The sequence below is a fragment of the Streptomyces sp. NPDC033216 genome, from assembly GCF_055577115.1.
The window spans coordinates 598,344-621,075 of sequence record NZ_JBVIQK010000001.1 but is presented as its reverse complement, the minus strand read 5'-3'; the positions used below and the strand labels follow the sequence as shown (position 1 = coordinate 621,075).

At 70.0% G+C, this 22,732-nt stretch carries 26 protein-coding genes, 2 tRNA genes and 2 pseudogenes; 17 read left to right on the top strand and 13 right to left on the bottom strand.

The window, feature by feature from the left end:
* Positions 1-102 precede the first annotated feature (102 nt).
* From ACZ5Y0_RS02685 to ACZ5Y0_RS02675, 3 genes are read right to left on the bottom strand one after another with little or no spacing between them, the layout of a single operon-like run.
* A complete protein-coding gene (locus ACZ5Y0_RS02685) occupies positions 103-396 on the bottom strand; it encodes an acyl carrier protein (protein WP_469126814.1) in 294 nt (97 codons plus the stop codon).
* A complete protein-coding gene (locus ACZ5Y0_RS02680) occupies positions 393-1,496 on the bottom strand; it encodes an HAD-IIIC family phosphatase (protein WP_469126813.1) in 1,104 nt (367 codons plus the stop codon). The genes ACZ5Y0_RS02685 and ACZ5Y0_RS02680 overlap by 4 nt, the downstream gene beginning before the upstream one ends.
* Positions 1,493-3,262 carry a GNAT family N-acetyltransferase gene (locus tag ACZ5Y0_RS02675; protein WP_469126812.1) on the bottom strand — a complete coding sequence of 590 codons (1,770 nt, stop codon included), beginning with the start codon at positions 3,260-3,262 and terminating at the stop codon, positions 1,493-1,495. Before ACZ5Y0_RS02675 ends, ACZ5Y0_RS02680 begins: the two co-directional genes overlap by 4 nt.
* Before the next feature lie 446 nt (positions 3,263-3,708).
* Between ACZ5Y0_RS02675 and ACZ5Y0_RS02670 the strand changes: the two genes are divergently transcribed.
* A complete protein-coding gene (locus ACZ5Y0_RS02670) occupies positions 3,709-4,089 on the top strand; it encodes an S-adenosylmethionine decarboxylase family protein (protein ID WP_469126811.1) in 381 nt (126 codons plus the stop codon).
* A gap of 91 nt (positions 4,090-4,180) precedes the next feature.
* Here ACZ5Y0_RS02670 and ACZ5Y0_RS02665 read toward each other — a convergent pair whose 3' ends face one another.
* A complete protein-coding gene (locus ACZ5Y0_RS02665) occupies positions 4,181-4,885 on the bottom strand; it encodes an alpha/beta hydrolase (RefSeq protein ID WP_469126810.1) in 705 nt (234 codons plus the stop codon).
* Between the two features lie 166 nt (positions 4,886-5,051).
* On the opposite strand from ACZ5Y0_RS02665, the gene ACZ5Y0_RS02660 reads away from it, so the two are divergent.
* Positions 5,052-5,777 (top strand): 4'-phosphopantetheinyl transferase family protein, encoded by a 726-nt coding sequence (locus ACZ5Y0_RS02660; protein WP_469126809.1) that lies wholly within the window; start codon positions 5,052-5,054, stop codon positions 5,775-5,777.
* 99 nt (positions 5,778-5,876) lie between these two features.
* Here ACZ5Y0_RS02660 and ACZ5Y0_RS02655 read toward each other — a convergent pair.
* From ACZ5Y0_RS02655 to ACZ5Y0_RS02645, 3 genes are all read right to left on the bottom strand, one after another.
* Positions 5,877-5,947: transfer RNA gene (locus ACZ5Y0_RS02655), tRNA-Arg, on the bottom strand.
* An 81-nt stretch (positions 5,948-6,028) separates the two neighbouring features.
* Positions 6,029-6,226 carry a hypothetical protein gene (locus ACZ5Y0_RS02650; RefSeq protein WP_469126808.1) on the bottom strand — a complete coding sequence of 66 codons (198 nt, stop codon included), beginning with the start codon at positions 6,224-6,226 and terminating at the stop codon, positions 6,029-6,031.
* 49 nt (positions 6,227-6,275) lie between these two features.
* Positions 6,276-7,031, bottom strand: a complete 756-nt coding sequence (locus ACZ5Y0_RS02645; protein WP_469126807.1) for a GntR family transcriptional regulator — start codon at positions 7,029-7,031, stop codon at positions 6,276-6,278.
* A 79-nt stretch (positions 7,032-7,110) separates the two neighbouring features.
* Between ACZ5Y0_RS02645 and ACZ5Y0_RS02640 the strand changes: the two genes are divergently transcribed.
* From ACZ5Y0_RS02640 to ACZ5Y0_RS02610, 7 genes and pseudogenes are all read left to right on the top strand, one after another.
* The gene (locus tag ACZ5Y0_RS02640; protein ID WP_469126806.1) at positions 7,111-7,389 is read left to right on the top strand and encodes a hypothetical protein; all 279 of its coding nucleotides are present in this window, start codon (positions 7,111-7,113) and stop codon (positions 7,387-7,389) included.
* Between the two features lie 12 nt (positions 7,390-7,401).
* A complete protein-coding gene (locus ACZ5Y0_RS02635) occupies positions 7,402-7,713 on the top strand; it encodes a hypothetical protein (protein WP_469126805.1) in 312 nt (103 codons plus the stop codon).
* A gap of 199 nt (positions 7,714-7,912) precedes the next feature.
* Positions 7,913-8,137 (top strand): hypothetical protein, encoded by a 225-nt coding sequence (locus ACZ5Y0_RS02630; RefSeq protein WP_469126956.1) that lies wholly within the window; start codon positions 7,913-7,915, stop codon positions 8,135-8,137.
* Positions 8,134-8,877, top strand: coding sequence for a GntR family transcriptional regulator (locus ACZ5Y0_RS02625; protein WP_469126804.1), 744 nt, complete (start codon positions 8,134-8,136; stop codon positions 8,875-8,877). The genes ACZ5Y0_RS02630 and ACZ5Y0_RS02625 overlap by 4 nt, the downstream gene beginning before the upstream one ends.
* Positions 8,874-9,176 (top strand): annotated as a pseudogene (locus ACZ5Y0_RS02620) (hypothetical protein). Before ACZ5Y0_RS02625 ends, ACZ5Y0_RS02620 begins: the two are co-directional and overlap by 4 nt.
* A 442-nt stretch (positions 9,177-9,618) precedes the next feature.
* A complete protein-coding gene (locus tag ACZ5Y0_RS02615; RefSeq protein WP_469126803.1) occupies positions 9,619-10,224 on the top strand; it encodes a hypothetical protein in 606 nt (201 codons plus the stop codon).
* Positions 10,225-10,355: 131 nt separating this feature from the next.
* Positions 10,356-10,649 (top strand): hypothetical protein, encoded by a 294-nt coding sequence (locus tag ACZ5Y0_RS02610; protein WP_469126962.1) that lies wholly within the window; start codon positions 10,356-10,358, stop codon positions 10,647-10,649.
* On the opposite strand, the gene ACZ5Y0_RS02605 is transcribed toward ACZ5Y0_RS02610, so the two are convergent.
* The gene (locus tag ACZ5Y0_RS02605) at positions 10,557-11,033 is read right to left on the bottom strand and encodes an HNH endonuclease (RefSeq protein ID WP_469126955.1); all 477 of its coding nucleotides are present in this window, start codon (positions 11,031-11,033) and stop codon (positions 10,557-10,559) included. The two genes, ACZ5Y0_RS02610 and ACZ5Y0_RS02605, sit on opposite strands and share 93 nt — an antisense overlap.
* 290 nt (positions 11,034-11,323) lie before the next feature.
* Here ACZ5Y0_RS02605 and ACZ5Y0_RS02600 point away from each other — a divergent pair, with 290 nt between their 5' ends.
* Positions 11,324-11,689 carry a hypothetical protein gene (locus ACZ5Y0_RS02600; RefSeq protein WP_469126802.1) on the top strand — a complete coding sequence of 122 codons (366 nt, stop codon included), beginning with the start codon at positions 11,324-11,326 and terminating at the stop codon, positions 11,687-11,689.
* Between the two features lie 208 nt (positions 11,690-11,897).
* On the opposite strand, the gene ACZ5Y0_RS02595 is transcribed toward ACZ5Y0_RS02600, so the two are convergent.
* Both ACZ5Y0_RS02595 and ACZ5Y0_RS02590 read right to left on the bottom strand, forming a co-directional pair.
* Entirely contained in the window at positions 11,898-12,347 is a 450-nt protein-coding gene (locus ACZ5Y0_RS02595) for a hypothetical protein (protein ID WP_469126801.1), read from the bottom strand.
* A 319-nt stretch (positions 12,348-12,666) separates the two neighbouring features.
* A complete protein-coding gene (locus tag ACZ5Y0_RS02590) occupies positions 12,667-12,981 on the bottom strand; it encodes a hypothetical protein (RefSeq protein WP_469126800.1) in 315 nt (104 codons plus the stop codon).
* A 793-nt stretch (positions 12,982-13,774) separates the two neighbouring features.
* On the opposite strand from ACZ5Y0_RS02590, the gene ACZ5Y0_RS02585 reads away from it, so the two are divergent.
* Entirely contained in the window at positions 13,775-14,086 is a 312-nt protein-coding gene (locus ACZ5Y0_RS02585) for a hypothetical protein (protein ID WP_469126799.1), read from the top strand.
* 333 nt (positions 14,087-14,419) lie between these two features.
* On the opposite strand, the gene ACZ5Y0_RS02580 is transcribed toward ACZ5Y0_RS02585, so the two are convergent.
* The gene (locus ACZ5Y0_RS02580; protein WP_469126798.1) at positions 14,420-15,019 is read right to left on the bottom strand and encodes a DUF6461 domain-containing protein; all 600 of its coding nucleotides are present in this window, start codon (positions 15,017-15,019) and stop codon (positions 14,420-14,422) included.
* A gap of 144 nt (positions 15,020-15,163) precedes the next feature.
* Between ACZ5Y0_RS02580 and ACZ5Y0_RS02575 the strand changes: the two are divergent.
* The 4 genes and pseudogenes from ACZ5Y0_RS02575 to ACZ5Y0_RS02560 all read left to right on the top strand — a co-directional run.
* Positions 15,164-16,328, top strand: a pseudogene (locus ACZ5Y0_RS02575) (FtsK/SpoIIIE domain-containing protein); the annotation flags it as partial.
* Between the two features lie 87 nt (positions 16,329-16,415).
* On the top strand, positions 16,416-16,574 hold the full coding sequence (locus ACZ5Y0_RS02570) for a hypothetical protein (RefSeq protein WP_469126797.1): 159 nt from the start codon (positions 16,416-16,418) through the stop codon (positions 16,572-16,574).
* Positions 16,574-17,248, top strand: coding sequence for a DUF2637 domain-containing protein (locus ACZ5Y0_RS02565; protein ID WP_469126796.1), 675 nt, complete (start codon positions 16,574-16,576; stop codon positions 17,246-17,248). Before ACZ5Y0_RS02570 ends, ACZ5Y0_RS02565 begins: the two co-directional genes overlap by 1 nt.
* A 100-nt stretch (positions 17,249-17,348) precedes the next feature.
* Positions 17,349-17,546, top strand: coding sequence for a hypothetical protein (locus ACZ5Y0_RS02560; protein WP_469126795.1), 198 nt, complete (start codon positions 17,349-17,351; stop codon positions 17,544-17,546).
* Positions 17,547-17,735: 189 nt separating this feature from the next.
* Here ACZ5Y0_RS02560 and ACZ5Y0_RS02555 read toward each other — a convergent pair.
* Positions 17,736-17,808: transfer RNA gene (locus ACZ5Y0_RS02555), tRNA-Arg, on the bottom strand.
* Between the two features lie 321 nt (positions 17,809-18,129).
* Between ACZ5Y0_RS02555 and ACZ5Y0_RS02550 the strand changes: the two genes are divergently transcribed.
* The gene (locus ACZ5Y0_RS02550; RefSeq protein WP_469126794.1) at positions 18,130-19,737 is read left to right on the top strand and encodes a dynamin family protein; all 1,608 of its coding nucleotides are present in this window, start codon (positions 18,130-18,132) and stop codon (positions 19,735-19,737) included.
* A 321-nt stretch (positions 19,738-20,058) separates the two neighbouring features.
* On the opposite strand, the gene ACZ5Y0_RS02545 is transcribed toward ACZ5Y0_RS02550, so the two are convergent.
* Positions 20,059-20,187, bottom strand: coding sequence for a hypothetical protein (locus tag ACZ5Y0_RS02545; protein WP_469126793.1), 129 nt, complete (start codon positions 20,185-20,187; stop codon positions 20,059-20,061).
* Positions 20,188-20,322: 135 nt separating this feature from the next.
* Between ACZ5Y0_RS02545 and ACZ5Y0_RS02540 the strand changes: the two genes are divergently transcribed.
* The gene (locus ACZ5Y0_RS02540; protein WP_469126954.1) at positions 20,323-22,509 is read left to right on the top strand and encodes a YfjP family GTPase; all 2,187 of its coding nucleotides are present in this window, start codon (positions 20,323-20,325) and stop codon (positions 22,507-22,509) included.
* Positions 22,510-22,732 lie beyond the last annotated feature (223 nt).

Below are 22,732 nucleotides of genomic sequence, written 5' to 3'. Positions count from 1 at the left end.
GCATGTGCGCCGCCGCACTCCCCTCTCAACGCCGGCCCCGCGGGCAGGTCACGGCGGCGCCCGCCGGATCCCGGTGGCCGCGCACACGCGGGGGCGTGCGCCTCAACGCGCGACCCGATGCGCCGTCACGAAGTCGGCCAGGGTGGCGATGGACTGGAGACTGTCCAGACTGAGGTCCAGTGCGGCGACATCGACGCCGAACCGGGTGTCGACCGCGCCCAGCAGCGTCACCCCGGCCAGCGAGGTCAGGCCGATCTCCGGGCCGAAGAGGTCGGTGTCGGCGGGGAGTGCGGCGACCAGGGCGGCGTCCAGGCGGGCGGCCTCCGCGATCATCGAGCGGAGTTCCCGCTCCACCGCCGTACGGTCCGTGGAGGAGGGGGTGTGGGCGTCCGTCACGCGTCGGCGTCCTCTCGGGTGGAGACGTGCAGCCAGGCGGGAGGCTTCGGGAGGTCGCCGTGGCCGACCAGGGAGCGGGACAGGACCGCCCCTTCGCCGTGGTCGTGGTCGTCCTCGGTACGGCGCATGCCCGCCTGGCGGAGCAGGATCCGCATCTCCAGGTTGGCGTCCGTCGGCCGCAGCGTCACCCGGAACTCCCCGGCGCCGCCGGATTCCCGCGCCCGCTCCATCAGCCAGAACAGGAACGCGGCCGCGGCGCCCCGGCCGGCGACCCGGCAGGAGAGCGCCAGCAACGGCACCGACCAGCGACCGGGGGCGGTCCGGTCGACGAGGGCGGCGCCGATGATGCCGTACTCCCCGAAGCGGTCGGACATGCGGGCGGTGAACAGCTCGTACCCGTCCTCGGCGACCAGCGCGCGGAGCCGGTCGGGGGTCAGGCCGGAGGAGTTCAGACGGTGGGTGCGGGCGGCGAGTTCCAGCGCCCGCGGGACCTCGTCCGCGACGGCCGCGCCGACGGCGAGACGCATGCCGCACCAGCGCAGGAATTCCTCGCGGGTGCCGTGGAAGCGTTCACCCTCGGCCCGGCGGGTCTCCTCGGTGCGGTAGCGGCGGACCCGCTCCCGCGACTCGGGAGTGACCTCGCGGTCTTCGAACGCCGCGAGCAGCGCGGGCACTTCGCCGGGGTCGAGGGTGCGCACGCCGGGCAACAGCGCCTCCACCTCGGCACGCTCGTACGGGGAGTCGTCGACGAGGACCAGCGCGTCCACGGAGATCCCGAGATCCTCGGCGATCCGGCGCAGCGACTCGCTCTTGTCCTGCCAGGACACCTGCGGGGCCAGGAAGCGCTCACGCAGTCCGGGCACGGCGCCCATCCGGTCGAGGACCGCGGGCGCGCTGCGGCTCGCGATGCTGCTGAGCACGCCACGGGCCGCCAGCGCGTCGATCGCGGCCAGCGTCTCGGGCCGGGGGACGGGCAGTTCGTCGGTGGGGGTCTCCACCGCGATCTCGTCCCACAGGGTGCCGTCCAGGTCCCAGACGACGCACTTGATCCGGTCGGGGTCGTAACCGGTCGAGCCGTGTCCCGCGGTCGCGTCGGTCATCGGGTGCCCTCCTGCGGAAGACGCAGCTTCATCGTCAGGGTGGCGGGGTCGAAACCGAACTTGCGGTAGACGGTGCGCATCGGGACGTTGCCGACGTGAACGCGGCCGACGACCTCCGTGATGCCGTTGGCCAGGCAGAACTCCAGACCTTCGGTGAGAAGGAGTTCGGCCACGTCGGCGCGGTTGTCCAGCGGGGCGACCGCGAGCGAACGGAAATTGGCGTACCGGTCGCCGGTCATCTGGTTCTGGTTGATGCTCACCCAGCACCAGCCGACCACCTCGCCGCCCGGACGCTGGGCGACGATCATGCCCTCCTTCGACTTCTCCATGGACCGGCCCACACGGGACGCGTGCCGGGCGGGGTCGTCCACGGCGTCCTCGCCGAAGGAGATGCGGGCGATCTCGGCCTCGAACTCACCGATCGCCGGGAGGTCGCCCTCGTCGGCCTGACGGGTGAGGCAGGGGTGCGCCCGCTGTTCGAGGGCGGCGCGGGACTCGGGGGTGGGGCGGTGCCAGCCGGGTTCCTGGGAGGGCTGGGGACGGGAGTGGGGCTGGGCGGGAGTGGTGGGGGGTGCGGGTGCCTGCGCCTGCACCGGAGCCTGTGCCTGTGCCGGTGTCGGCACCGGTCCGGCGGCCGCCGCGACCGCCGGGGAGGCCGGGGTGCCCGGCGGCTCGTCCGCCGCGACCAGGCGGCCGGGGCGGAAGGGGCCCTCGCCGCACCGGGGGCAGCCCTCGGCGCGCAGGGCGGCCACGGACGTCCAGCGGGCGCCGGGGCCGACGCGGAGCCGGTTGCCGCAGGCCACGCACTCGTACTCGCGCTGCCGGGTCCGCTTGTCACCCGTGTAGAGGGGACCTTCGTAGCCGCCCTGCCGGGAGGCGGTCGAGGTGGTGGTGAGGAGGTGCTGGAAGAACCCGACCCCGCCGAGGATGCCGCTGCCCTCGTACTCGTTGAAGTTGCGGATGTAGCCGTTGGTGACCAGGCCGAGGGACATGATCTCGCGCTGGACCTCCAGCATCTCGTCCGGGCTCTTGCCGCCGAAGGAGAAGAACACGCTGTGCGCGGGGCCGGGGCGCAGGCCCTCCACGGCGCGCGACAGGAACAGCCGGGCACCCTCCGGGGTGTACGGCGGGTCGGTCATCGCCACGTCGAAGCCGTCGTGCAGCTCGGCGGGGAGCGGCTGGCGCAGGTCGTGCTCGACCGTCTCGACGCGGGTGCCGAGTTCCGCGGACACCTTCCGGACGTAGGCGAGGATCTCGGGGGAGATGTCGACGACGGTCACGCGCTCGACGATCGGAGAACCGAGGACGTCCCCGACGACGGCGACCGCCAGGGAGACGAGGTCGTCGTCGCCGATCAGCAGCAGGGAGCCGCCGGGCAGCGCACCCGCCGCGAGCAGCGCGAGGACGCGGCGCACCTTGGTCTCGGGCGTGCAGTGGGACTGGTCGATCGCCATGTCGGCTGCGGGTCCGGACTCCATCAGGGCCCGCAGCCGTCGTACGGCCTCGTCCAGGACGGAGGGGATCACCAGCTCGCGGCCCTCACAGGTGCCGCAGGTGGCGTCGAGCGTGAGGTCCATGCCCAGCTCGGCCACGACGTCCAGCCCGGCCTGGGTCAGCCGGGACGGGCGCTCCCTGGTGAGCAGGTCACGGCGGCGCAGCTCGTTGCCCAGAGCGGCCACGATCGGGACGGGCAGGCCGGTGGCGCGGCTGATGTCCCGCGTGGAGGCGGGGGCCAGGCGGCGCAGGGCTCGCAGCACGGAGCGCACGCCGGGCGGGCCCTCCTGAAGCCTTACGGCGTCCGCGACTTCCGTGAGCACTCGATCGGCGGGGGTACTCCGGCTGGGTCGAGGCGCGTTTTTCACAAAGCTGCTCCGGGCGGGCGATGGAATCCAGGTCTATCGAGTATACGGGCTGGCGCGGCGTCGACCTGACCCGCCCGCGGTGCGGAGAATTCGGAAATCGAACGGAGGAATTCGACGGGTCTTTTCCGAAGTTTCCGGATAATTGTTCCCAGATTATTGGGGGCGAGGTGAGGGGCATGGCCCGGCCCGCCTTGACAAGATGCGTGCGCGAGCCGTAGAGCGGCCCGGATGCTATACTGGGCCACATCGGGCGTCGGTTTTCGGCCTCGACACCTTCCTTCGGCCGCGCGGACCAGCGCACCTCTATGCGAAAGGAGACGGGGGCAGCGGATCGCGACCCCCGGTTCCCTATGACCAACCCCGCCAGCCTCGCCACCGAGGGCATAAACGTCGACGATTTGTGCTCCTACGCCGTAGACGTATGGGTGAGCGACCACAGCATCCTGACCGACGAGGAGCGCCTCCTCCAAGTGCTGCGCACCGCCGCCGAAAAGGGAAACGCCCAGGTGCTCGGTGAGGCCTCGCATGTTTTCCCCAATGGCGCCGTCACCGCCATTCTGCTGCTTTCGGCCTCGCATCTGAGTATTCACACCTGGCCGGAATTCAGCCTGGCCAACGTCGATCTGCTCGCCTATGGCCGACTGAACGGCGAACGGATGATGCAGAGCGTGGAACTCGGCCTTTCGCCGACGAGGATCAATGTGACGCGCATGTTGCGTGCGGTGCACTGACTCCGACGCGAGCCGGGGCGGTGTGATTCCGCGGCACGTTGATTTCACTGTGCGGTAAATCTGGTGCGCGCCGGTTTCCCTCCTGCCGACGTCACAGCCACCCCGAGAGGGAGTCGACGAACGCGTCGAACCGGTCCCGGTGGATCGCGTGCGGTGCGTCGGGCACCGTACGCACCTCGAAACCCCGTCGGCTCAGTTCGGTCCGCCCTCGCGCGCTGACGAGCGTGCTCGGGTCCGACAGCTGGACCAGCGAGGGGACGACGGCCCTCTCCGGGGTGTGGTCGACGAGGCGGTGGGCGGAGAGAGCGAGGGCGGTGTTCTCGTCCCAGGCGTCGAGGGCCTGCCGCTCGACAGTGAGCCGATCGTCGCCCTCGGCGTCGTCCCGCGGGCGGGAGAAACTCGTCAGCAGGTCGGGAGAGCGCTTGAACAGCGTGAAGAACGCCGGATCCAGCCCGCCCTCCGACCCGCTCAGCCGCCAGGCGGGCTCCGAGTAGATCGCGCGGGCCGGCGCCAGCTCCTCCACCGCCAGGGCCAGTGCCAGTGCGCCCAGCGAATGTCCCAGCGCCAGTTCGGGCCGGCGCGGGAGCGTGTCGAGGAGGTCCCCGGCGAAGAGCGCGGGCGCGTACTCCCCGCGCGCGCTGGCGCCGTGACCCCGCAGATCCACCGCGAGCACGCGGTAGCCGCGCCCGGTGAGCACCGGTGTCAGCTCGTGCCAGGTGCGGTGGTCGGTCATGATGCCGTGGACGAGGACGGCGAGGCGGTCGCCCGTTCCCCACTCCTGTGTGTGCAGGCGCATCCGGCTGCTTTCCCGTTGGCGTGGCTGTCGGCTGTCGGCTGTCGGCTGTCGGCTGTCGACGGCGTCGCCGCCGTTGTCGCTGTCGTCGGTGTCGCTGGTGTCGGTGTCTTGTACGACGAGCAGGAGTTTAGGGCGTGGGTCGATCGGCCGAACGAGGCGAGGAATCGTGACGGAACACGAGGTGCTGGTGCGGTGGGCGCGATCCGCTGACGCCCGGCCGGCGCTCCTCGGCCTGCTCGACGCGGTGGAGCGCGGCCGCTACGAGGCCACGGCCCGGCCGGCCGACAAGGCGCGCTTCCTGGTCGGGTGCGCGCTCAGCCGCCTCGCCCTGGCCGAGCTGCTCGGCCTGCCTCCCGCCGACGTCCCACTGCGCCGCGTCTGCCCGCGCTGCGGCGGACCGCACGGCAAGGTGCGACTTGCGGTGCCGGAGGGGTCGCCGTACGCGGACGTCGACTTCTCCGTCACCCACAGCGGGGAGGTGGTCGGGGTGGCGGTCTGCCGGAGCGCGGCCGTGGGGCTCGACGTGGAGGACGACGGCGTGGGCCTCGACGTCGACGCGGCGGCGCGCACGGCGCTCGGCGACGCGGAACTGAGGGACCTGTACTCCCGCCCGGCCCCCGGACGCCGTACCGCCTTCCTGCGCACCTGGACCCGCAAGGAGGCCGTGCTGAAGGCACTCGGGGTGGGTCTGCGTGCGCCGTTGCGCGGGTTGGAGTTGTCCGCGCCGGACGCCGCCCCGGCGGTCCTCGACTGGCCGGAACAGATCGGCCGACGGCCCGAGGTGAGCCTGGCGGACCTGACGGTCGAGGGCGCGCACACGGCGGCCGTCGCGGTGCTGGGAGGAGGCGGCGTGCGGGTGGTCGTAGGCGCGGAGCCCGGGACTTCAGCCTGAACGCCCGGTCCCCCGGTCCTCGCCGATCGCGAGGACGCGGACCGCGGCGCGCGTCCGGCTACTGCCCAGGCATGCAGCGGACACCTGGAGTGGAGGGAGCGCCCCCGGCAGGACTCGAACCTGCGGCCAAGCGCTTAGAAGGCGCCTGGCGTGTCGAATGTCGCACCGGCGCTGACCTGCATCGCTTCCTTCGTCCGGCATCTCGTCGACCGGCGTTCAGCACGTATTCGACACGCCCTGGACGGCGACCTCTACGGCCGCCGGTAGACCGAGGGGGCGCGGCCTGCCTCTGGAGCCCTCGTGAAGCTCACATAGGCAGGATGCTCGGCATCGCCCACCTGCATGAGAGCGAAGATGTCCAGGTCATGGTTCGCGAACCGGTGCATGTACTGGAGGAACAGCTCCATCTCCGCGTCCGACAGCCGTTCATCGTGTCTCTCGTCGCGCATGCGCTCACGATACGAGCCGGGGAGAGGACGCTGACGCTGAGTTGTCGCGCTAACGGTTGATGGGGATCTCGTAGACGATCTCGCAGTGAGCGGCGGGCACCACGATGTCCGCGGTTTCGACCGGCCGTCCCTCGTCGCTGTAGTACGTCCGCCGGATGTGCGTGACGAGCGCTGCCTTCTGGACGCCGAGAAGCGACGCCTCCTCGGCGGTCGCCTGCCGCGGCTCCGGCTGCTCCACGGCGTGGCTGACGGTGATGCCGATTGCGGCCATGCGGTTCACGACACCCGCCCCGGCGTGCGGCCCTCCCTCGGGGAGGACGACGAGTGTGCCGGCCGTGAGGTCGTACGGCTCCCAACTCGTCGACAGTTGCACCGGCCTGCCGTCGGCAAGGAACTCATACGCCGTTCGGACGCACAGGGCGCCTTCGGCGATTCCGAGACGCGTCGCGATCTCCGCCGGTGCCGGCACCTTGGCGTCGGTTCGGCTCTCCCAATCGCCCTGCCTGCCGACGGCCTGCATGTCGGCGCGGAACGGGGACCCGGTGGGTTGCTCGCGCGCCGATGAGCGAACCACCCGCACCCGCTGCCTGGGCTCGGCGACGTACGTGCCCGAACCGGCCCGGCCCTCCAACACGCCCTGAGAGATCAGCAACTCCTGCGCCCGGCGGACCACGTTGTCGCCCACCCCGCACTCCTGGCCGATCTGGGCGCGGGAGGGCAGGCGGTCTCCCGGCTCCCACACGTGCTCCGCGATCCGCCGCCGGAGTTCGTCGGCGATGCGGAGATAGGGCGGCTGCTCAGGCATATGGAAAATCTAGTCCACTAGCTTTAATCTAGTTAACCAGCTTCACTCAAAGTGATCTCTGGTGGACGGAGGCTGCCCTGTGCCCGCTTCGGGAGTTAGCGCGGCGGCCCTCGCCGCCCGGCTGTCCGCCCTCGGGCTCCTCACGAGAGTGGAGGAACACTCCCGGCACACGTCGGTCGAAGCGGAGGTGCCGGACGCGCTCTCCGCCGAGTTATGGCGGGAGGTCCTGGACGTAGTGGCGGAGGCCGATCGATTCGGGCTCCTGGCCACCAGCATGAACGGCCGCACCCTCTGGGCGGTCGTACGCAAAACGGTCCCCACGACGGGCGATGTCGGGGGACCGAGCCATCAGCGATAGGAGCTGATCAGCGTGCTCAACCGTATCCGCCGTGCCGTCTCGCTCACCAGAGAGCGGCACTTCCCCAAGGGCAGGCACCGCCGCCCCTTAACGACCTCCGAGCCGTCGGCCACCGCCGCCTCCTCCCTGCCTTCGGACAAGACGACGGCCGCCCGCCCGCGTGCCTCCGACGACGTGAACCACCGGCAAACGCTCAGGGGTGAGGACGTCGCGCTCGTCCGCCCGTACGTACTGGCCTGGGAGAAGCGCATGCGAACGCGTGCAGTGGTCGTCGCCCCCTATTTGCCGGCCGACGCGTGGTCGGCCCTGGTGGGGGTCCACTGATGCCTCCCCGTCGACAGACCCGCGTCACGGACGCCTCGGCCGTCCCCTACCGATCGACCGCATGCCGGATCGGCACCCACCCCGCCTGCGCGGAGTCCTCCCCGGCCTCGGCGCCGGTCGACCTCCCGGTGGTCTATGAGGTGTGCGACTGCCTGTGCCATTCGATGCCCGGCCAGACGACGCCTTCGGGGGTGCAGCGGTGAGGGAGCGGGTACCCGGCGGCACGCTGGCATCCAGCGTCGAGGTGACCGCGGCCACCGTGCAGCGTGGCGACATCATCCAACTCGGAGGTCGTGCCAGCCGGGTGCAAGACCTCTTCCAGCTCTCCCAGGGTGCGAAGCAAATCCTCTTCGACTCGGGCGAGTTGCTGACCATACACACGCGAACCCGCCTGGTCGCCGTGCGGATGATGAGGCGACGGTGACCCGGTCCGTGTCTCCTCGCCCCCACGACATCGCCGACGATCTCCGGCTCCAGATCACGACCGGCCACCTCAAGCCCGGCGAACGACTGTCGTCCGAAACCGGCTTGGCGGGTCAGTACAAGGTCAGCACAGCGACGCTGCGGAGTGCCCTCGCGGTGCTACAGGGCGAAGGCCTCGTCGAGAAGATCCACGGCAAGGGCAACTTCGTCCGCCGCCCTCTCAGCCGGATCATGTACGTCGGCGGCTGGGGGACGCTGGACCCGTGGACCGCCGCCGAAGCGGCCCTGCGCGTCACCGTTCGCACCGCCACGGTTCAGGCTGACGGACACCTGACGACCTTGCTGAGGGTGCCGACGGGCAGCCCTCTCGCGGAGTTCTTCTGCGTCAGCCACGAGGGGGAGTCACCGCACGGACTGGCCCGTATCTACATCCCGCGCGACCTGGCGCCGGCCGGAGTGCTCGAAGACGAATCCTCGTACCTGGAGGCGGTCAAGAGGTTCGCCGTACTCGGCTCTCCGCCGGCTGCTGTCCGAGAAACGGTATGCGCCCGCCCGCCGACGCCGGACGAGTCATCGACTTTGCGGACGAACTCCGCCGTGCCAGTTCTGGCGATCACGCGCGTCGCGACCGACCCCACCGGCCGAGTGGTCGAGGCGGCCCTTCTGGTCTTTCCAGGGGATCGAGCCGACGCGGTTTTCACCACCTATCACAACCCCGACGAGAGGCAGACGGCAGGATGACAGCACGGAACGAACTGCGCCTCCTCCCGTGGTCGGGACCGGAGGGCAAGCCCTGCTACCTGAGTACCGACGACAGGGGCGGCTACATGTCGCGTCTGGCGGACAACATCGAAGCGGAACAACTGGAAGCGGCCACTGAACTGTTGGAAGAAGCTTTGGGTGCCCTCGACGACCAAGAGGCCGGTCCGGAAGGCCTGCGACGGTTGGCTTAGGAACTGCACCAGGCTCTGCGGGACGTGCTCCGCGTCGCGACCAGCCGCGGCCACCTCCTGGAAGTGAGTGAACCTCACCGCATCTGAGGGGGACGGTCGGCAAGGCGGGTACTGCGGCAAGCTTGGGAGAGAGGGACTCGGACAAGATCCGAGTCCCTCTCCTTGTTGCGTCACGCCGGACGGGTCCGACGAGAAGAGGCGTTCCGAACGCTGACAGCTCTCGACTGAACCGCGACGACGACCTCCGTGAGCGCATTGAAGAGGTACTCGTTTTATGAGCAGGGTCGATGAGCTGGACTGCTAGCTGGGGCACTGGAGATCGCCAGTGCTGACGTCGGAGATCTGCCAGTACGGCCTTGACTGCTTGGGGCATCGGTCTGCAACCGGCCACTGCCAGCGTCCTCTCCGGCCATTCTCAAGGCGCCCAAGCCCCTCCCAAGAGGATCCGGGTCCACGAGCGGTGAGCCGGCCGCCGAGGACTTGACGGGATCAGCCCCATTGGGTTGGTCCCGTCGGCATGATGATCGGCATGCAACCAGAAGTTCTCTCAGGTCTCATCGGCTTCGGCGGCGCCTTGGTCGGTGGGACCGCTTCCTTCGGTGGCGTGTGGCTCACCCTGTCCCACCAGAGGAAGCTGGCCCAGGAGGCCCGCCTCGCGGAGATCGGCCAAGAAGCAGCGGACAGGGCCCTGAGCGAGCTGATCACGCTCGGGGAGTTTCTGGGATCAGTCAGGAGCGACGTCGCCACGATGCCCACGGACGAGCGGGCGTCATACCTGGACATTGTGTTTGGCCACATGGAGAACGTCGAGAGAGCTGTGGCCCGCATCCCGAACCGGGAACTCCGCGACCGCGTGAAATCCCTCCTCATCGTGATGAGACGGTTCAGGGCTGCCGGTGTCCGGCACTTCTTCGCGGTGAGCTGGCTCGCGGAGCTAACGGACGAGCTGACCGACCTCCTGTCGGCCTACATCCGTTCCGACCCCCTCCCGTCCCTCTCCGAGCGGACAGAGGAGAAGCAGCGCAGAGCCGCGCAGCACGAGCTGAACCAGCGGCGTCGCTTCGAGTTGATGCAGGGCCCCGACCCCGCCAACGTCGACCCGCGAGAGGAAGGCAACGCGTCTTCGCCGTCGTGACGCCCGTCAGGAAGTAGGGAGTCGATGCAGACGGAAATCTTGGTCGGGCTAATCGAGTTCAGTGGTGCCGTGGTGGGACCGGAGGGGCCCTGCTCGGCGGATGGCTCCAACAGCGGCATCAGGCCGCGGCGATGCGCGAGCAGCAGGAAGCTGCCATAGCCAGCCTCTTGGAGGAGCGCGGACGAGCCGCAGGAGAGAAGGCCCTGTTCGAGCTGTATGCCCTCTGTAGACACCTGAACGACTGCGAAACGCATCTCAGTCCTGAAACGGCGGCCATCCGGACACCGAGGCCGCTGCTTGCTCAGGTCAGCCTGAACCTGGTCGTCGCGCACTCACTCCAGGGGCTGGGCATCCAGCAGTTTCCGCACGGCGTCGTGCCCTACGTTTGTGAGCCGCAGGCCGACGGTGCCGATCGACCCGTCTGACACCGAGCCCCATGTGGGGGGCCGGTCCACGACCACGGCCAGCCCATCACGGGTTAGGTTGCCGAACGCCCAGTCGACCCCGCGAGGAATATCGATCTCTTGACGGGTCGTGTCATCAGCGAACCACTGAAGAGCCTGAAGTTCCAAAGGGCCGTACCTGCCCGAGAGGAGACCCAGGTTCGCCTTGTACTGACGCATCGATCTTGCGTCGATGTCACCGCGGTCAAAGCGCGTGTGACAGGTTGGGCACAGCGCGATCAAATTCTCAAACGTGTGCTCCAAGACTTGGGCGTAGGGACGGATATGCGCAAGCTCCACAGGGGTGGCCCGACAAGTTGGGATTGCACAACGGTGGCCGGCTTCGACGCGCACTTGGCGCTGCATTGGCTGCGGGATGGCCGGGCGTCCTTGAGGCATGAAGGGCATCGTAGGCAAAGCGGCCTCGGTTGTCTGGGGCTTTGACGGTGTCCCAGCGCCGGAGCTCCCCGGTGCATGCGGGGGATATCCGGGCCCGCAGCCCGACGCCCATCTGATCCGTAGCTCTGGAGAGATCGGTCATCGGGGGTCATACAGGCTGTAGGAAGGGTCGTGCGGGTTGGTGGCGGTCGCTGACGGTTGCTGGGGTTGCTGACTTCGTTGCTGTACAGCAGGATCCCGACCTGGGGGGTGAAGTCATGGAGCGGGAACAGCTCGAACGCCTGCTGGGCGGTGGCGACGAAACGTCGTCGGCCGCCTTGTCTGCCCTTCGCGCTGGCGCTTCTCACGTTGTCTGGGACGGTGCAACGTCAGCGAAGTCACTGGCGACGGTCTACAAGCGTCGGCTCCGTCACACCCTTCGGAAAGACATCGAGACCTCCAGCTTGGCGCGGGCCGTGCAACGCCTCGACCTATACGGCCGACCGGTTCGACTGGGCCAAATTAGGACTGCCGACGAATCGTGGGTCTTCATGCTGTTCCTCGCCGAGGACGGCAACACGCTGGTGGCATGCACCGGCGTCCGGCAGGCCCAACCGGCCCCGGCACGGCCGGACACCTGCTGACGCTCTGCACCGCCAACACGCTTTCCAACTGTGTTGGTGCTCTGCTTGGTCTCGTACGGGGCTGTTCACCTGCGTTCACGCGTGGTCGGCTCCTCGGCCGGCATCGGCTGCGGGTCTTCCCTGAACGGCCGTGAACGGCGCTGAATGAGACGGAAACTGAGACGAAGTGCGACCGCCTCGTCAGTGCAGGTCGCCGTGTCCCTGACGGTCACGCGTGCACCCGCCACTCCTCGTCGGGGATGGGCCCTTCCGATGTGTCGTAGACGCGATCAGCCCACTCACGTGCCACAAGGACCGGACGAGTGAGCAGCATGTCTCCGGCGCGCTGCGCGCGCAGCACGACCCCAAGTTCATCAGCTCCCGGGTCCCCTTCCTGAGAAAAGTAGACGTCGTCTCTCAAGCCCTTGGACATCACGTAGTCGACGAAGAGGGCCGCCAGCTTGGATGGCACCTGCCCGACCAGCCGCAACCCGTCCATGGCGACCTGCGGACCGTGCAGAGCGTCGACAGCAATACCGTGAAGGCGGTCGACGCCTGCGTAATAGGTCCTCAGGGCCGGCCCGTGGGAGGTCGGAAGGTGGAAGTCAGCCCAACTGCCGGGCACCATCACGGTGGCGTGGTCCACAGCCAGCGCGCCAACCACCTCCTCATGACTCATCCCGAACCGCAGTGGTCCAACTCCCACGAACGGAGCGAAGCCCCACTGGATGCGCTCCGCGTCTTCCAGGACGACGCCCCGAGGCCGCATGGTCCCCGCCTCCATCTGCCTCTACGACTGGGTCGGAGCGGACCTTACTTGTACACCTGATGCCGCCGCTCGAACACCGAGCTATGAGCTTGGGAAGCTTGGGTTCTTTGCCAACAATTGCTGCGCTGACCTGCGGCGCAGCGGATTCGAAGACTCGGGCACCTGCGCGGCCAGTCTCCACTGTTCCCCGTGGTTCCCCGCACGATCTGGCACGCGTATGGCACACGGCTTACCGTGGCTCTGGTGGCCTGGGGACATCCTTGTCGATCAGCCCGTTGCTGAACTCGACTGCGAACCGGTGCGACTCGGGTGATACATCTGAGGGTTCGCCGGCGTACCAGCGGAAGGTGCCCAGTTCTCGTTCGGCCGAGTTCAACCAGTGGGCCAGACGGTGAAGCTGCCCTTCGCTCAGCCTGATGGCGGCCTGGTGGACCCACGCCTCATCTGGCCCGGCATAGGTCTCCAGAGCCATGACGGCCAACTCGACATGGCCCGCCTCGAAGACGGACTGGCAGAGGTCGCGGGCGTCGGGAGAGACCGGCATACGCCGAGGATGCAGCGTCCAGGGCTTTAGGACAACGAAGAGTTGTCGCCGGCCGGCGAACCCGGACTGTGACACGTGACCTCTTCGTCCCGAAGCAACTTGGGTGGGGGCGGCGCCTGGGGCTTGTGTGCCGCTCATCTGCATTGATGGTCCGCTGACGTTCGCGGTCGTCCGTCGTTGTGTGTCGGCGTTGTCACGCAGTTAGACACTCACTGCTCGGACGGTGGCGCTGTCCCTGGATCATGTTGTTGGAGTGCGTCGAACTCGCTGAGACCAAGCCTGCTTGCGGCGGTTCGCCGTTCCCGAACCTCTGACCACGTTCTGGGGCGGTAGCCCGGCCCACTGCAACCGCACGAGTGGAAGGTGATCCCGGCTCGGAGAGTGGCTTCAAGGGTGCGCCAGCCCCGCTTGTCCCTGCGGCGCGGAATGGCCACGTCGAAACCGGCGTTGACCATTGGCTGACGGCAGCGAGGACAGAGGTGATCGCCGGACGGCTTCAAGCCTTGCTTGAACGAAGACCGGCAGGCCAAGCACACGAAGTGGCGCTTGTAGGCAGCCGCATACCGACACATCCCTGAAGCGTAGCCAGAGCGATCTGTCCCTGGCCATCGAGTTGCGGTGGCGTTCTGACCACCGCTTTATGAGTTCGATCGCTGCTCGGCCCTGCCGGGCGACCGCCCGGCCACGCCGTTCATGCTGCACCACCTAGAAGTGCTGGCGTCCGGCGCCGTTGATGTCAGCCGTAGATGTCAGAACGGCGCAACCGCGACTCGCACCCTGACACGATGACTCCGTGGCTGACCTGGAGCGCATCGCGGAGATCGTGGCGTACTACCGAGCACTCGACGAGCGCGCCACCCTACGGCGCTACTTCCACCACGAGGACGAGGAGGGCGGCCGCTGGTACATCGAAGCGGTCCCCGACCGTGGTGCGTTGATCGTCCTCAAGCAAGCCGAGCTGACTTCGGCCGGCCAACTCCACCGTTATAGCTGGGAGCACCTGGAGGACGAGCACGGCTTCCTCACAGACCAAGCGGTCGATCCTGAAGAGGATCCGCTGGAGGCCATTCCGGCCGAAGAGTTCCTGCGGGTGTGGACGCGGTGAGCGGGCTGGACAACCACTTTAGGAGAGAGGCGGGGCGAGTTGGGCGCTGACCTGGTGCATGCTGGCTCCCGTGCCGGCGGACTTGGAGCCCCGTTCCCCGCCGCCGTTCCCCGTGAGTCCCCGCTCTTTCTGGCACGCCTGTGGCACGGGCTGACCCGCTGGATGCGAACTACGGGCGGGGCGGTCGTTGAGGCCATCCGGCCTGCTCGTACGGGCGTTGACGGTAGGGGACGGTCGCCCGTGGTCGGCGGGGTTGCTGTGCTGCTCTGCTGCACCGCACCCGGCGCGCAGGGGAAGCCAATCTGCCCAGCCCTGCTCTCAGGGATTCGATCGTCACGGGGTCCACGCCGCCTTCGGGTCCTCGAACAGCACGCTGGGTGAGGGGAGGAGCACGGTAGGGAGTCGGGTGTCGATCCATGCGGGGTCCACCGCGACGCCCATCGTGCGCTCCGTCAGCGCGAAGGATTCGGCGCACAGGGTTTCCATGTGAAAGGAGACACCGGCAGCCCACGTAGGCACGTCCGGTTGGGGTTCCGACCAGGCTGCATCCAGCAGATCGAACGGGTCGAACATGCCGTCCACCCGTCCGTCCACGGCATGCATGACCTGGTAACGAGCGTTAATGTCTCGGTAGACGCTGAAGAACTCCCCGCCGTCGGCTGAGGCTCGCCTGGCGATCTCCGGAATGCTTCCGTGGTATCCCCACTCGACAGCCGCGACATGTCCCTCGGCGGTGACGACACGAAGCATTTCGCAGCGTTGATTTGCCTGCTCATGCGAGGCCTCGGCGAACGTCATCATGCGCGACACGTCCGCATCTCCCCCGAAGGCCCGGATCACCTCGTCCTCGGTCCTGCCAGCGATCACGGAGACGGTGTAAGCCTCGAGCTCATCGGTATCAGCCCACGCGTACCGGGCAACAAGGTCCTCCACACCAGGCGTCCCCCTGAAGTTGAGCGTGTCGTGTCGTGGCGCAGCACTCTACAGAGCGGTCGGCGGAACGGCTTTGGGCGGGAGCTGCCATGGGGCGAGTGATCATGGCCCCGTAAGCTCCGGCGAGTCGGGCAGTCTGTGGACCGGGCCACCAACCGCCCGCTGCCGGAGTCCCGTCCACCGCGCATCCTGCGGCTGCGGCCGACTCGCACCGGCCTGGTCCTACGGCTCAAGCTGCGCCCCGGGCCAGGACGCCTTCGACATCGCCGCCGCCTCGGACCGGCTGCGGCACTCGTTCTCGATGTACGGCGTCACCTCGCGTGAGCTGCGGTCCGGCGTCGTAGAGCTGCGGATGACCGGATACGACGTACTCAAGCGGGTGCAGATGCCCGCCACGACCGAGACCCGGCCCATGCGGGTTCCCGTCGCCCTGCGGCAGGACGGCTCGGTGCACTACCGCGACTAACGGGCGATACCTCACGCCCTCACCCTCGGCGCCACGGAATCCGGCAAGTCCGTCTACCAGCGCAACCTGGTCGTCGGACTCGCCCCGATGGACGTCGCCCTCGTCGGCATCGACTGCAAACAGGGGGTGGAGCTGTTCCCGCTGGCCCGCCGGTTCTCCGCACTGGCCGACAATCCTGACACCGCCGCCGAACTGCTCGACGCGCTCGTGATTCGGATGGCAGACGTCTATCGGCTCATCCGTGCCCAGCAGCGGATTACGGTCGACGTGCCGGACGCGGAGATCGCTGCCGACATCTGGGACCTGCCCGACCACCTGCGCCCCGTTCCGGTCGTGGTCCTGGTCGACGAGGTTGCCGAACTGGCCCTGTTCGCGAGCAAGGAGGAGGAGAAGCGGCGGGACCGGATCATCACTGCGCTGGTCCGTCTCGCCCAGCTCGGCCGTGCGGCCGGCATCTACCTGGAGATCTGCGGGCAGCGCTTCGGCTCCGAACTCGGCAAGGGCATCACCATGCTCCGTGCCCAGCTCACCGGCCGCACTGCCCACCGCGTCAACGACGAGACCAGCGCCAACATGGCCTTCGGCGACATCTCCCCGGACGCCGTCCTCGCCGCCATCCAGATCCCGGCGGAGATGCGGGGGATCGCCATCGCGGGTGACTCCTCCGGCGGCTGGCACCGCATCCGCGCCCCGCACACCTCGCTGCGCCAGGCCGTGAACCTCTGCAACCGGCACGCCGACCGCACCCCGGCCCTGCCCGAACTGGCCCCCTTCCGGCCCGCTCTCGCCGGACCCGCCGCCTTTCCTGTGCCGTCGGTTGAGCCTTCTCCGGCCACCGCCTGATCTCTCGCTCGTCCCATCGGCCGGCGCGACCGCCCTTCGCGTCAAGTCCCTACCCCTGCCATGCCTGATGAAGGGAGAACCCACGTCATGTGCCCCGACTGCGAGGACTTCGCCCGCACCGTGCTCCTCCTGGGCCAGCTCGCTCTCTACGCCGACACCCTCGGTGCTGACCTCGACTTCGTCGATGTCGTCAGCCCCTGTCTGGCCGCCTCGCTCCCCGAGCCGCCGACCGGTGAGGAGTCCTGATGGCCGCCCGCCACGGCCTGCGCGTCGACGCTGTCCTGGTCCAGGCCGTCATCGCCGGTGCCCTGTCCTTCGCCCACCTGCACGACCTGGCCGCCGCTGCCGGACAGGACGGCTGGAAGGCCTGGGCCTACCCGGTTTCGGTGGACCTGCTCCTGGTCGCCGCCTGGCGACGACTCCGGAGCGAGGGGCCGTCCCGGCTGGCCTGGTGCTGGTTCCTCATCGCCCTGTTCGCCTCCCTCGGCGCCAACGTCGCCACCGCCGGATTCCTCGACCTGGCCGACCCGCCCGCCCTGCTCCGCCTGGGCATCGCCGGATGGCCCGCCCTCGCCTTCCTCGGCGGCACCCTCCTCGCCCACTCCGCCGAACACCGGCCGCAGGATCCGCCGGCACCCGCCCCGACCCCGGAACCCGACCCCGCGGACGACAGCGCACCGGACCCCGAACCCGTGCCGGACACGAAGCCCACCCCGGCCACGGACCCGGTGGAGGAACCGCCGGCGCTTCCGCCCGCCGCCCCGGCGCCCGCGGTTCCCGCCGTCCTCGTCGACCATGCCCGCAAGGTCGCCGCCGACTACCGCGACCGCACCGGCGCCCCCATCGACACCGACACCCTGCGCGCCCGCCTCGGCGTCCCGCCCCACCTCGCCGACGCCATCGCCGCCCAGCTCACCTGACCCGGAAGGAACGACCGATGACCTGCGACCCCGCCGACCTGACCGCCGCCGGCCGGCCGTCCTGCCCCCGCACGTTTTCGAGTCGCCCACCGGGAGGCGGGTGTACGACAACCGGCACACGCGCCTCACGAAGTGGCTCAATGACGGGATTCCACCCGCGCAGATGGCCGAATGGGCCGGGAACAGCGTGCCGGTGCTGCTGGCCACCTACGCGCGTTGCGTCGAGGGGCAGCTGCCTGATCTGAAAAGGCGCCTGGAGGCCGCCGGGGATCTTCCCGAGCTGACCGACGGAGGCTGAGGCTTCTCACCGAGAATCGCTGAGAACTTCGACACGTATTCGACAGGGCCACCCGCGAAAACCCGGTGACAGCCGGACAGCCCCGGACCCTCCCCTTGATCGTCGGGGAAGTGTCCGGGGCTTCGTCGTGGCGCGTGAAACACGCCGTGACCAGCAAAAATGCCCTCCCAAAGGGAGGGCGGAGACTTGCGCCCCCGGCAGGACTCGAACCTGCGGCCAAGCGCTTAGAAGGCGCCTGCTCTATCCACTGAGCTACGGGGGCCGGGTGTGGTGGCCTCGTACCTGGTGCCCGGGTGTGGGCTGATCCGTGACGTTGCCGGGGACAAGGATAGGGCTCCCGGTTCCTTGTCCTGAGCACTTCGCCTCCGTGACTCGATGTGGAGGTTCGGTGAAGCGGTCCTGATAATCGCAGGCAGGTGCGAATCCCGCATCGCTTTTGGCGCCTGGAGCGCCGGGTGTTGTGCACTCGTTATGCCTGCGTTGCGCCTCTGTCCCGGTCGTCCCTTCCGTCCCTTCTGTCTCATCGGCGCGCAGACATGTCCATATGCTTCATAAATCCCCTGAAATTGGGCATTCTTCGCATGTGGTGACCTTGGACGTACGGCCCCAGCTGCTCGACGCACTTTCCGCCCTGCGCGACCGTGTCGCCGCCGCGCGCTTTCCGCTGCCCCTGGCGGGGGCCCCACGCGCGCGTGCCAACCGCGACGAACTCCTCGCCCAGCTCGACGACTATCTGGTCCCCAGGCTGAGACAGCCCGAGGCACCTCTGCTGGCCGTGGTGGGCGGATCCACCGGCGCCGGCAAGTCGACACTCGTCAACTCCCTGGTGGGGCGACGGGTCAGCGAGGCGGGCGTGTTGCGGCCGACGACCCGGACGCCGGTACTGGTGTGCCACCCGGAGGACCATCACTGGTTCAGCGGCATGCGCGTACTGCCCGACCTCACGCGCGTGTGGGTGCCCCATCAGGAGTCGGCGGACGACCTGTTGTTGCCCGGCGAGGACGGCAGACGCCTGTTGCGCATCGAGACCGCGGAGACCTTGCCGCCCGGCCTCGCCCTCCTCGACGCACCCGACGTCGACTCCCTGGTCGCCGACAACCGCGTCCTGGCCGCCGAACTCATCTGCGCCGCCGACATCTGGGTCATGGTCACCACGGCCGCACGGTACGCCGACGCCGTGCCCTGGCACCTGCTGCGCACCGCGAAGGAGTACAACGCGACGCTCGTGAGCGTCCTCGACCGCGTACCCCACCAGGTCGTCTCCGAGGTGTCCCGACAGTACGGCGCCCTGCTCACCAAGGCCGGCCTGGGCCACGTACCGCGTTTCACCGTGCCCGAACTGCCCGAGTCCGCCTGGGGCGGAGGGCTGCTCCCGGCCACTGCGGTGGCACCGCTGCGCACCTGGCTCATCCATCACGCGCAGGACCGCGCCGCCCGCCACGACGTGATGGCCCGCACGGCGTACGGCGTCCTCGACTCGCTCAAGTCCCGGATGCCCGAACTGGCCGGCGCCGCCGCCGCGCAGTACGCGGCCGCGCTGCGGCTGACCTCGGCCGTCGACGGGGCGTACGACAGCGAGTACGCGCGCGTGCGGGGCCGGTTGCAGAGCGGCGCCGTGCTCGCCGGTGACGCCCTCAAGCGTTGGCGGGCCTTCCCCCTGGACTGCACCGCCGGGGAGTTGCTCGACGCCCTCGCGGAGAGCCTGGCCGCGCTGCTGCTGTGCGCCGTCACCGCGGCCGACGAACGCGTCGACGAGGCCTGGCGTCGCGAGCCGGCCGCGGGCGCCAGGGAACTGCTCGACCGGGACCCCTCCCTGGAGACCGCCGAACACCGCATCGGCATGGCCGTGCGGCGCTGGCGCCGCGAGTTGGAGGAGTACGCCGAGGACGAGGTGCGCGGCCTCGAACGCGGTGCCGCACCCGACCCCGAACTCGTCGCGGCCCTCGTCGCCACCGTCCTGCTCGGCGGCCGCAGGGCCCGGTCGGCGGGCGAGGGACTCGCCGAACGCATCGGCGCCCATGGCGCGCTGCGGCTGCGCGACCGGGGCGGGCGGCTGCTCGCCGAACATCTCGACCGTGTCATGCACAACGAACGCGAGCGCCGGCTCGCCCCGCTCGACGGACTCGACGTACACGTCGAACCCCAGGCCGAACTCATTGCCGCGCTGTCCGTACTACAGAAGGAGAGGTGACCGGTGACCGCCGTCACGAACCAGGACCACACGGACCACACGGATCACACGGACCCCGCGGGACACGGGGAACACGCGGAGCGTCGTGGGCAGGCCGGGAAAGGGGGGCACGGCGATCACCGGGGTCAGCGGGACCTGGAGGGCGTGGGAGGCAGGGCAGGCCTGGTGGATCAGCCCGGCGAGTCGGAGCCGGGCGCGCAGGACGGCCGGGAAGAGCGGCCGTCGGGGGTGAAGGAGCCCGGGACGGGCGGCGGAGGGGAGGCGTGGGGGCCCGGCGAGATCCCTCAGGACGCCCGGGCCGGCGAGGGCGGAGACGGTTCCTCAGGCGGTCGGGAAGAGGAAGACGGCCGAGCGGGCGACCAGGACGGGCAGGGGGGCGAGGCGGATCACGTCGGCGTGACGCACCCTGACGGTCGCGCGCGTGACGCCGAAGTAGATCGCTGCGCTCACGGGACCGAAGGAGCGGATCCCGCGGGCGTGGCGGACGGGGAGCGCTCCCCGGAAGGGGCCGGGGACAAGCAGCCCGCGCGCGGGGCCGAGAGGGAGCGTTCCACGCGGGTGGGCGAGGGGGAACGTTCCACGCGTGTGGGCGAGGGGGAGCGTCCCGCCCCTGCGGGCGAGGGGGCGCCGGCCGCGTCGTGCGCGGGCGGAAGGGGTCGTCCCGCGGGGGCGGCCGAGAGCGCCTCCACGTCTGCCGACGGAGACGACCGACCCGCGCGTGCGAGCGCGGCCGACGAGCCCCCTGGTGGCCGGTCGAAGACCGGAGGCGCGGTGCGTGCGGCTGTGGGGGAGAGCCACGCTCTCGCGGGAGTGCGGGACAGGAACTGCCCGGTCCGCCTGTCGGAGGGCGGTGAGTCCTCGGGTCGTTGGTCGAGGGCCGAGGGTGAGGCGCACGCGCGTGCGAGGGACGAGGGCCGCCCCGCGCGGGCGGAGGTCGAACGCCCCCGACGCGTGCCCGACACCGACCGTCCGGCACGCCCGCCGGAGACCGAAGCTCCCGCGCGCGGTCGTGACGGTCACGGGAGGGACGGTGACGGTCACCTCGCGCAGGAGAACCCCGGTTCCGGTGAACCCTGGGGTGACGGTCTCATCGCGCGTCGCGTGACCGAGGCCACCGCCGCCGAACAGGCCGCCGCCGCCCTGGAGGCCCGGTCCGGCGGCTCCCGGCCCACGGCCCCGCTCGCCTACGACGGCCACCTGCGCTCGCGGCTCGACGCGTTGCGCGAACTGGTGGGGCTCTCCCGTACCCGGCTCGACAGCAGGACGCTCGCCGAGGCGGGCCGCGTCCTCGACGAGGCGGCGGCCCGGCGCAGGCTCTCCGGGCAGCACACCGTCGTGGCGATCGCGGGAGCCACCGGCAGCGGCAAGTCCCAGCTGTTCAACGCCCTCGCAGGGGTGACCATCTCGGAAACGGGCGTACGCCGGCCCACCACCGCCGCTCCCATCGCGTGCAGTTGGAGCGACGGCGCCGCGAGCCTGCTCGACCGGCTCGGCATCCCGGGCCGGCTGCGCCGGCGGCCGGTGCAGAGCGCTGACGCGGAGGCCCAGTTGCGCGGGCTCGTCCTGGTCGATCTGCCCGACCACGACTCCGCCGCCGTGGAACACCGCGAACAGGTCGACCGTGTACTGGCCCTCGTGGACGCCGTCATCTGGGTCGTCGACCCCGAGAAGTACGCCGACGCCGTACTCCACGAGCGCTATCTGCGGCCCATGGCGGGCCACGCGGAGGTCATGTTCGTCGTCCTCAACCAGGTCGACCGGCTGCCGGGCGAGGCCGCCGAGATGGTCCTCGACGACCTGCGGCGGCTGCTCGACGAGGACGGCGTCGCCCTCGGCGAGTACGGCGAACCGGGCGCGACCGTCCTCGCGCTGTCCGCGCTCACCGGCGACGGCATCGGGGAACTGCGCGAGCTGCTGGGCCAGTTCGTCGGGGAACGCGGTGCCGCGGCGCGGCGTATCTCGGCCGATGTGGACGCCGCCGGTTGGCGGCTGCGGCCCGTCTACGCGACGGAGCGGCGCACCGGTCTGAGCGAGGAGGCGCGGGACGACTTCGCCGCCCGGCTCGCGGACGCCGTGGGCGCCGTAGCCGCCGGTGAGGCCGCCGAACGCGCCTGGCTGCGCAACGCCAACCGTGCGTGCGGGACGCCGTGGCTGAGGTTGTGGCGGTGGTACCAGGACCGCCGAGAACCCCCGGCCGGCGGCGTTCAGGTCCGCTCGCAGGCCGACGAGGAGGCCACCGCGCGTCAGCGCGTGGAGCAGGCGGTGCGCACGCTGTCGGAGCGCGCCTCGGCGGGTCTGCCCGCGCCGTGGGCGCAGGCGGTGCGGGAGGCCGCCGTACGGGGCTCGCAGGGGCTGCCCGAGGCGCTGGACCAGCTGACCGCGCGGGCCGGGGTGCCGGAGGGACGCCCGCCGCGGCCGGGCTGGTGGCCGGTGGCTGTCCTGGCGCAGGCGTCGATGACGGTCCTCCAGGTCCTCGGTGGACTGTGGCTGGTCGGCCAGATCGCCGGGGTCATGTCACCGAACCTGGGAGTGCCGGTGCTGCTGATGCTGGCGGGCATCATCGGCGGCCCGTTGGTGGAGTGGAGTTGCCGGATCGCGGCCCGCGGCCCGGCACGCAGATACGGCCAGGACGCGGAACGACGCCTGCGGGAGGCGGCCGCCGGGTGTGGCCGAGCGAGGGTCCTGGACCCCGTGGCCGCCGAGCTGCTGCGGTACCGGGAGGTGCGGGAGCAGTACGGGCGGGTGATGGGCGCGCAGGCGCTGTCCAGATGAGGGAGGGGCTTGGGGGCGGGAGTCCGGGCGCGAGTCCGGGCGCGGGGCTGGGCGCGGGCCGTGCGGTGATCCGGGGCCGGTGTGTCGTGGATCCCTCTCTCGGGTGACGGACTTCTCCACAGGCGGGTGGTGATCCACAGCGCTCGGCGGGCCCGTCCCGGCGGAGGCAGTCTGGTTTCGCGGCGATCGCGGCGGACGCGGTCGTGGCGACGGTGGCGGGGGG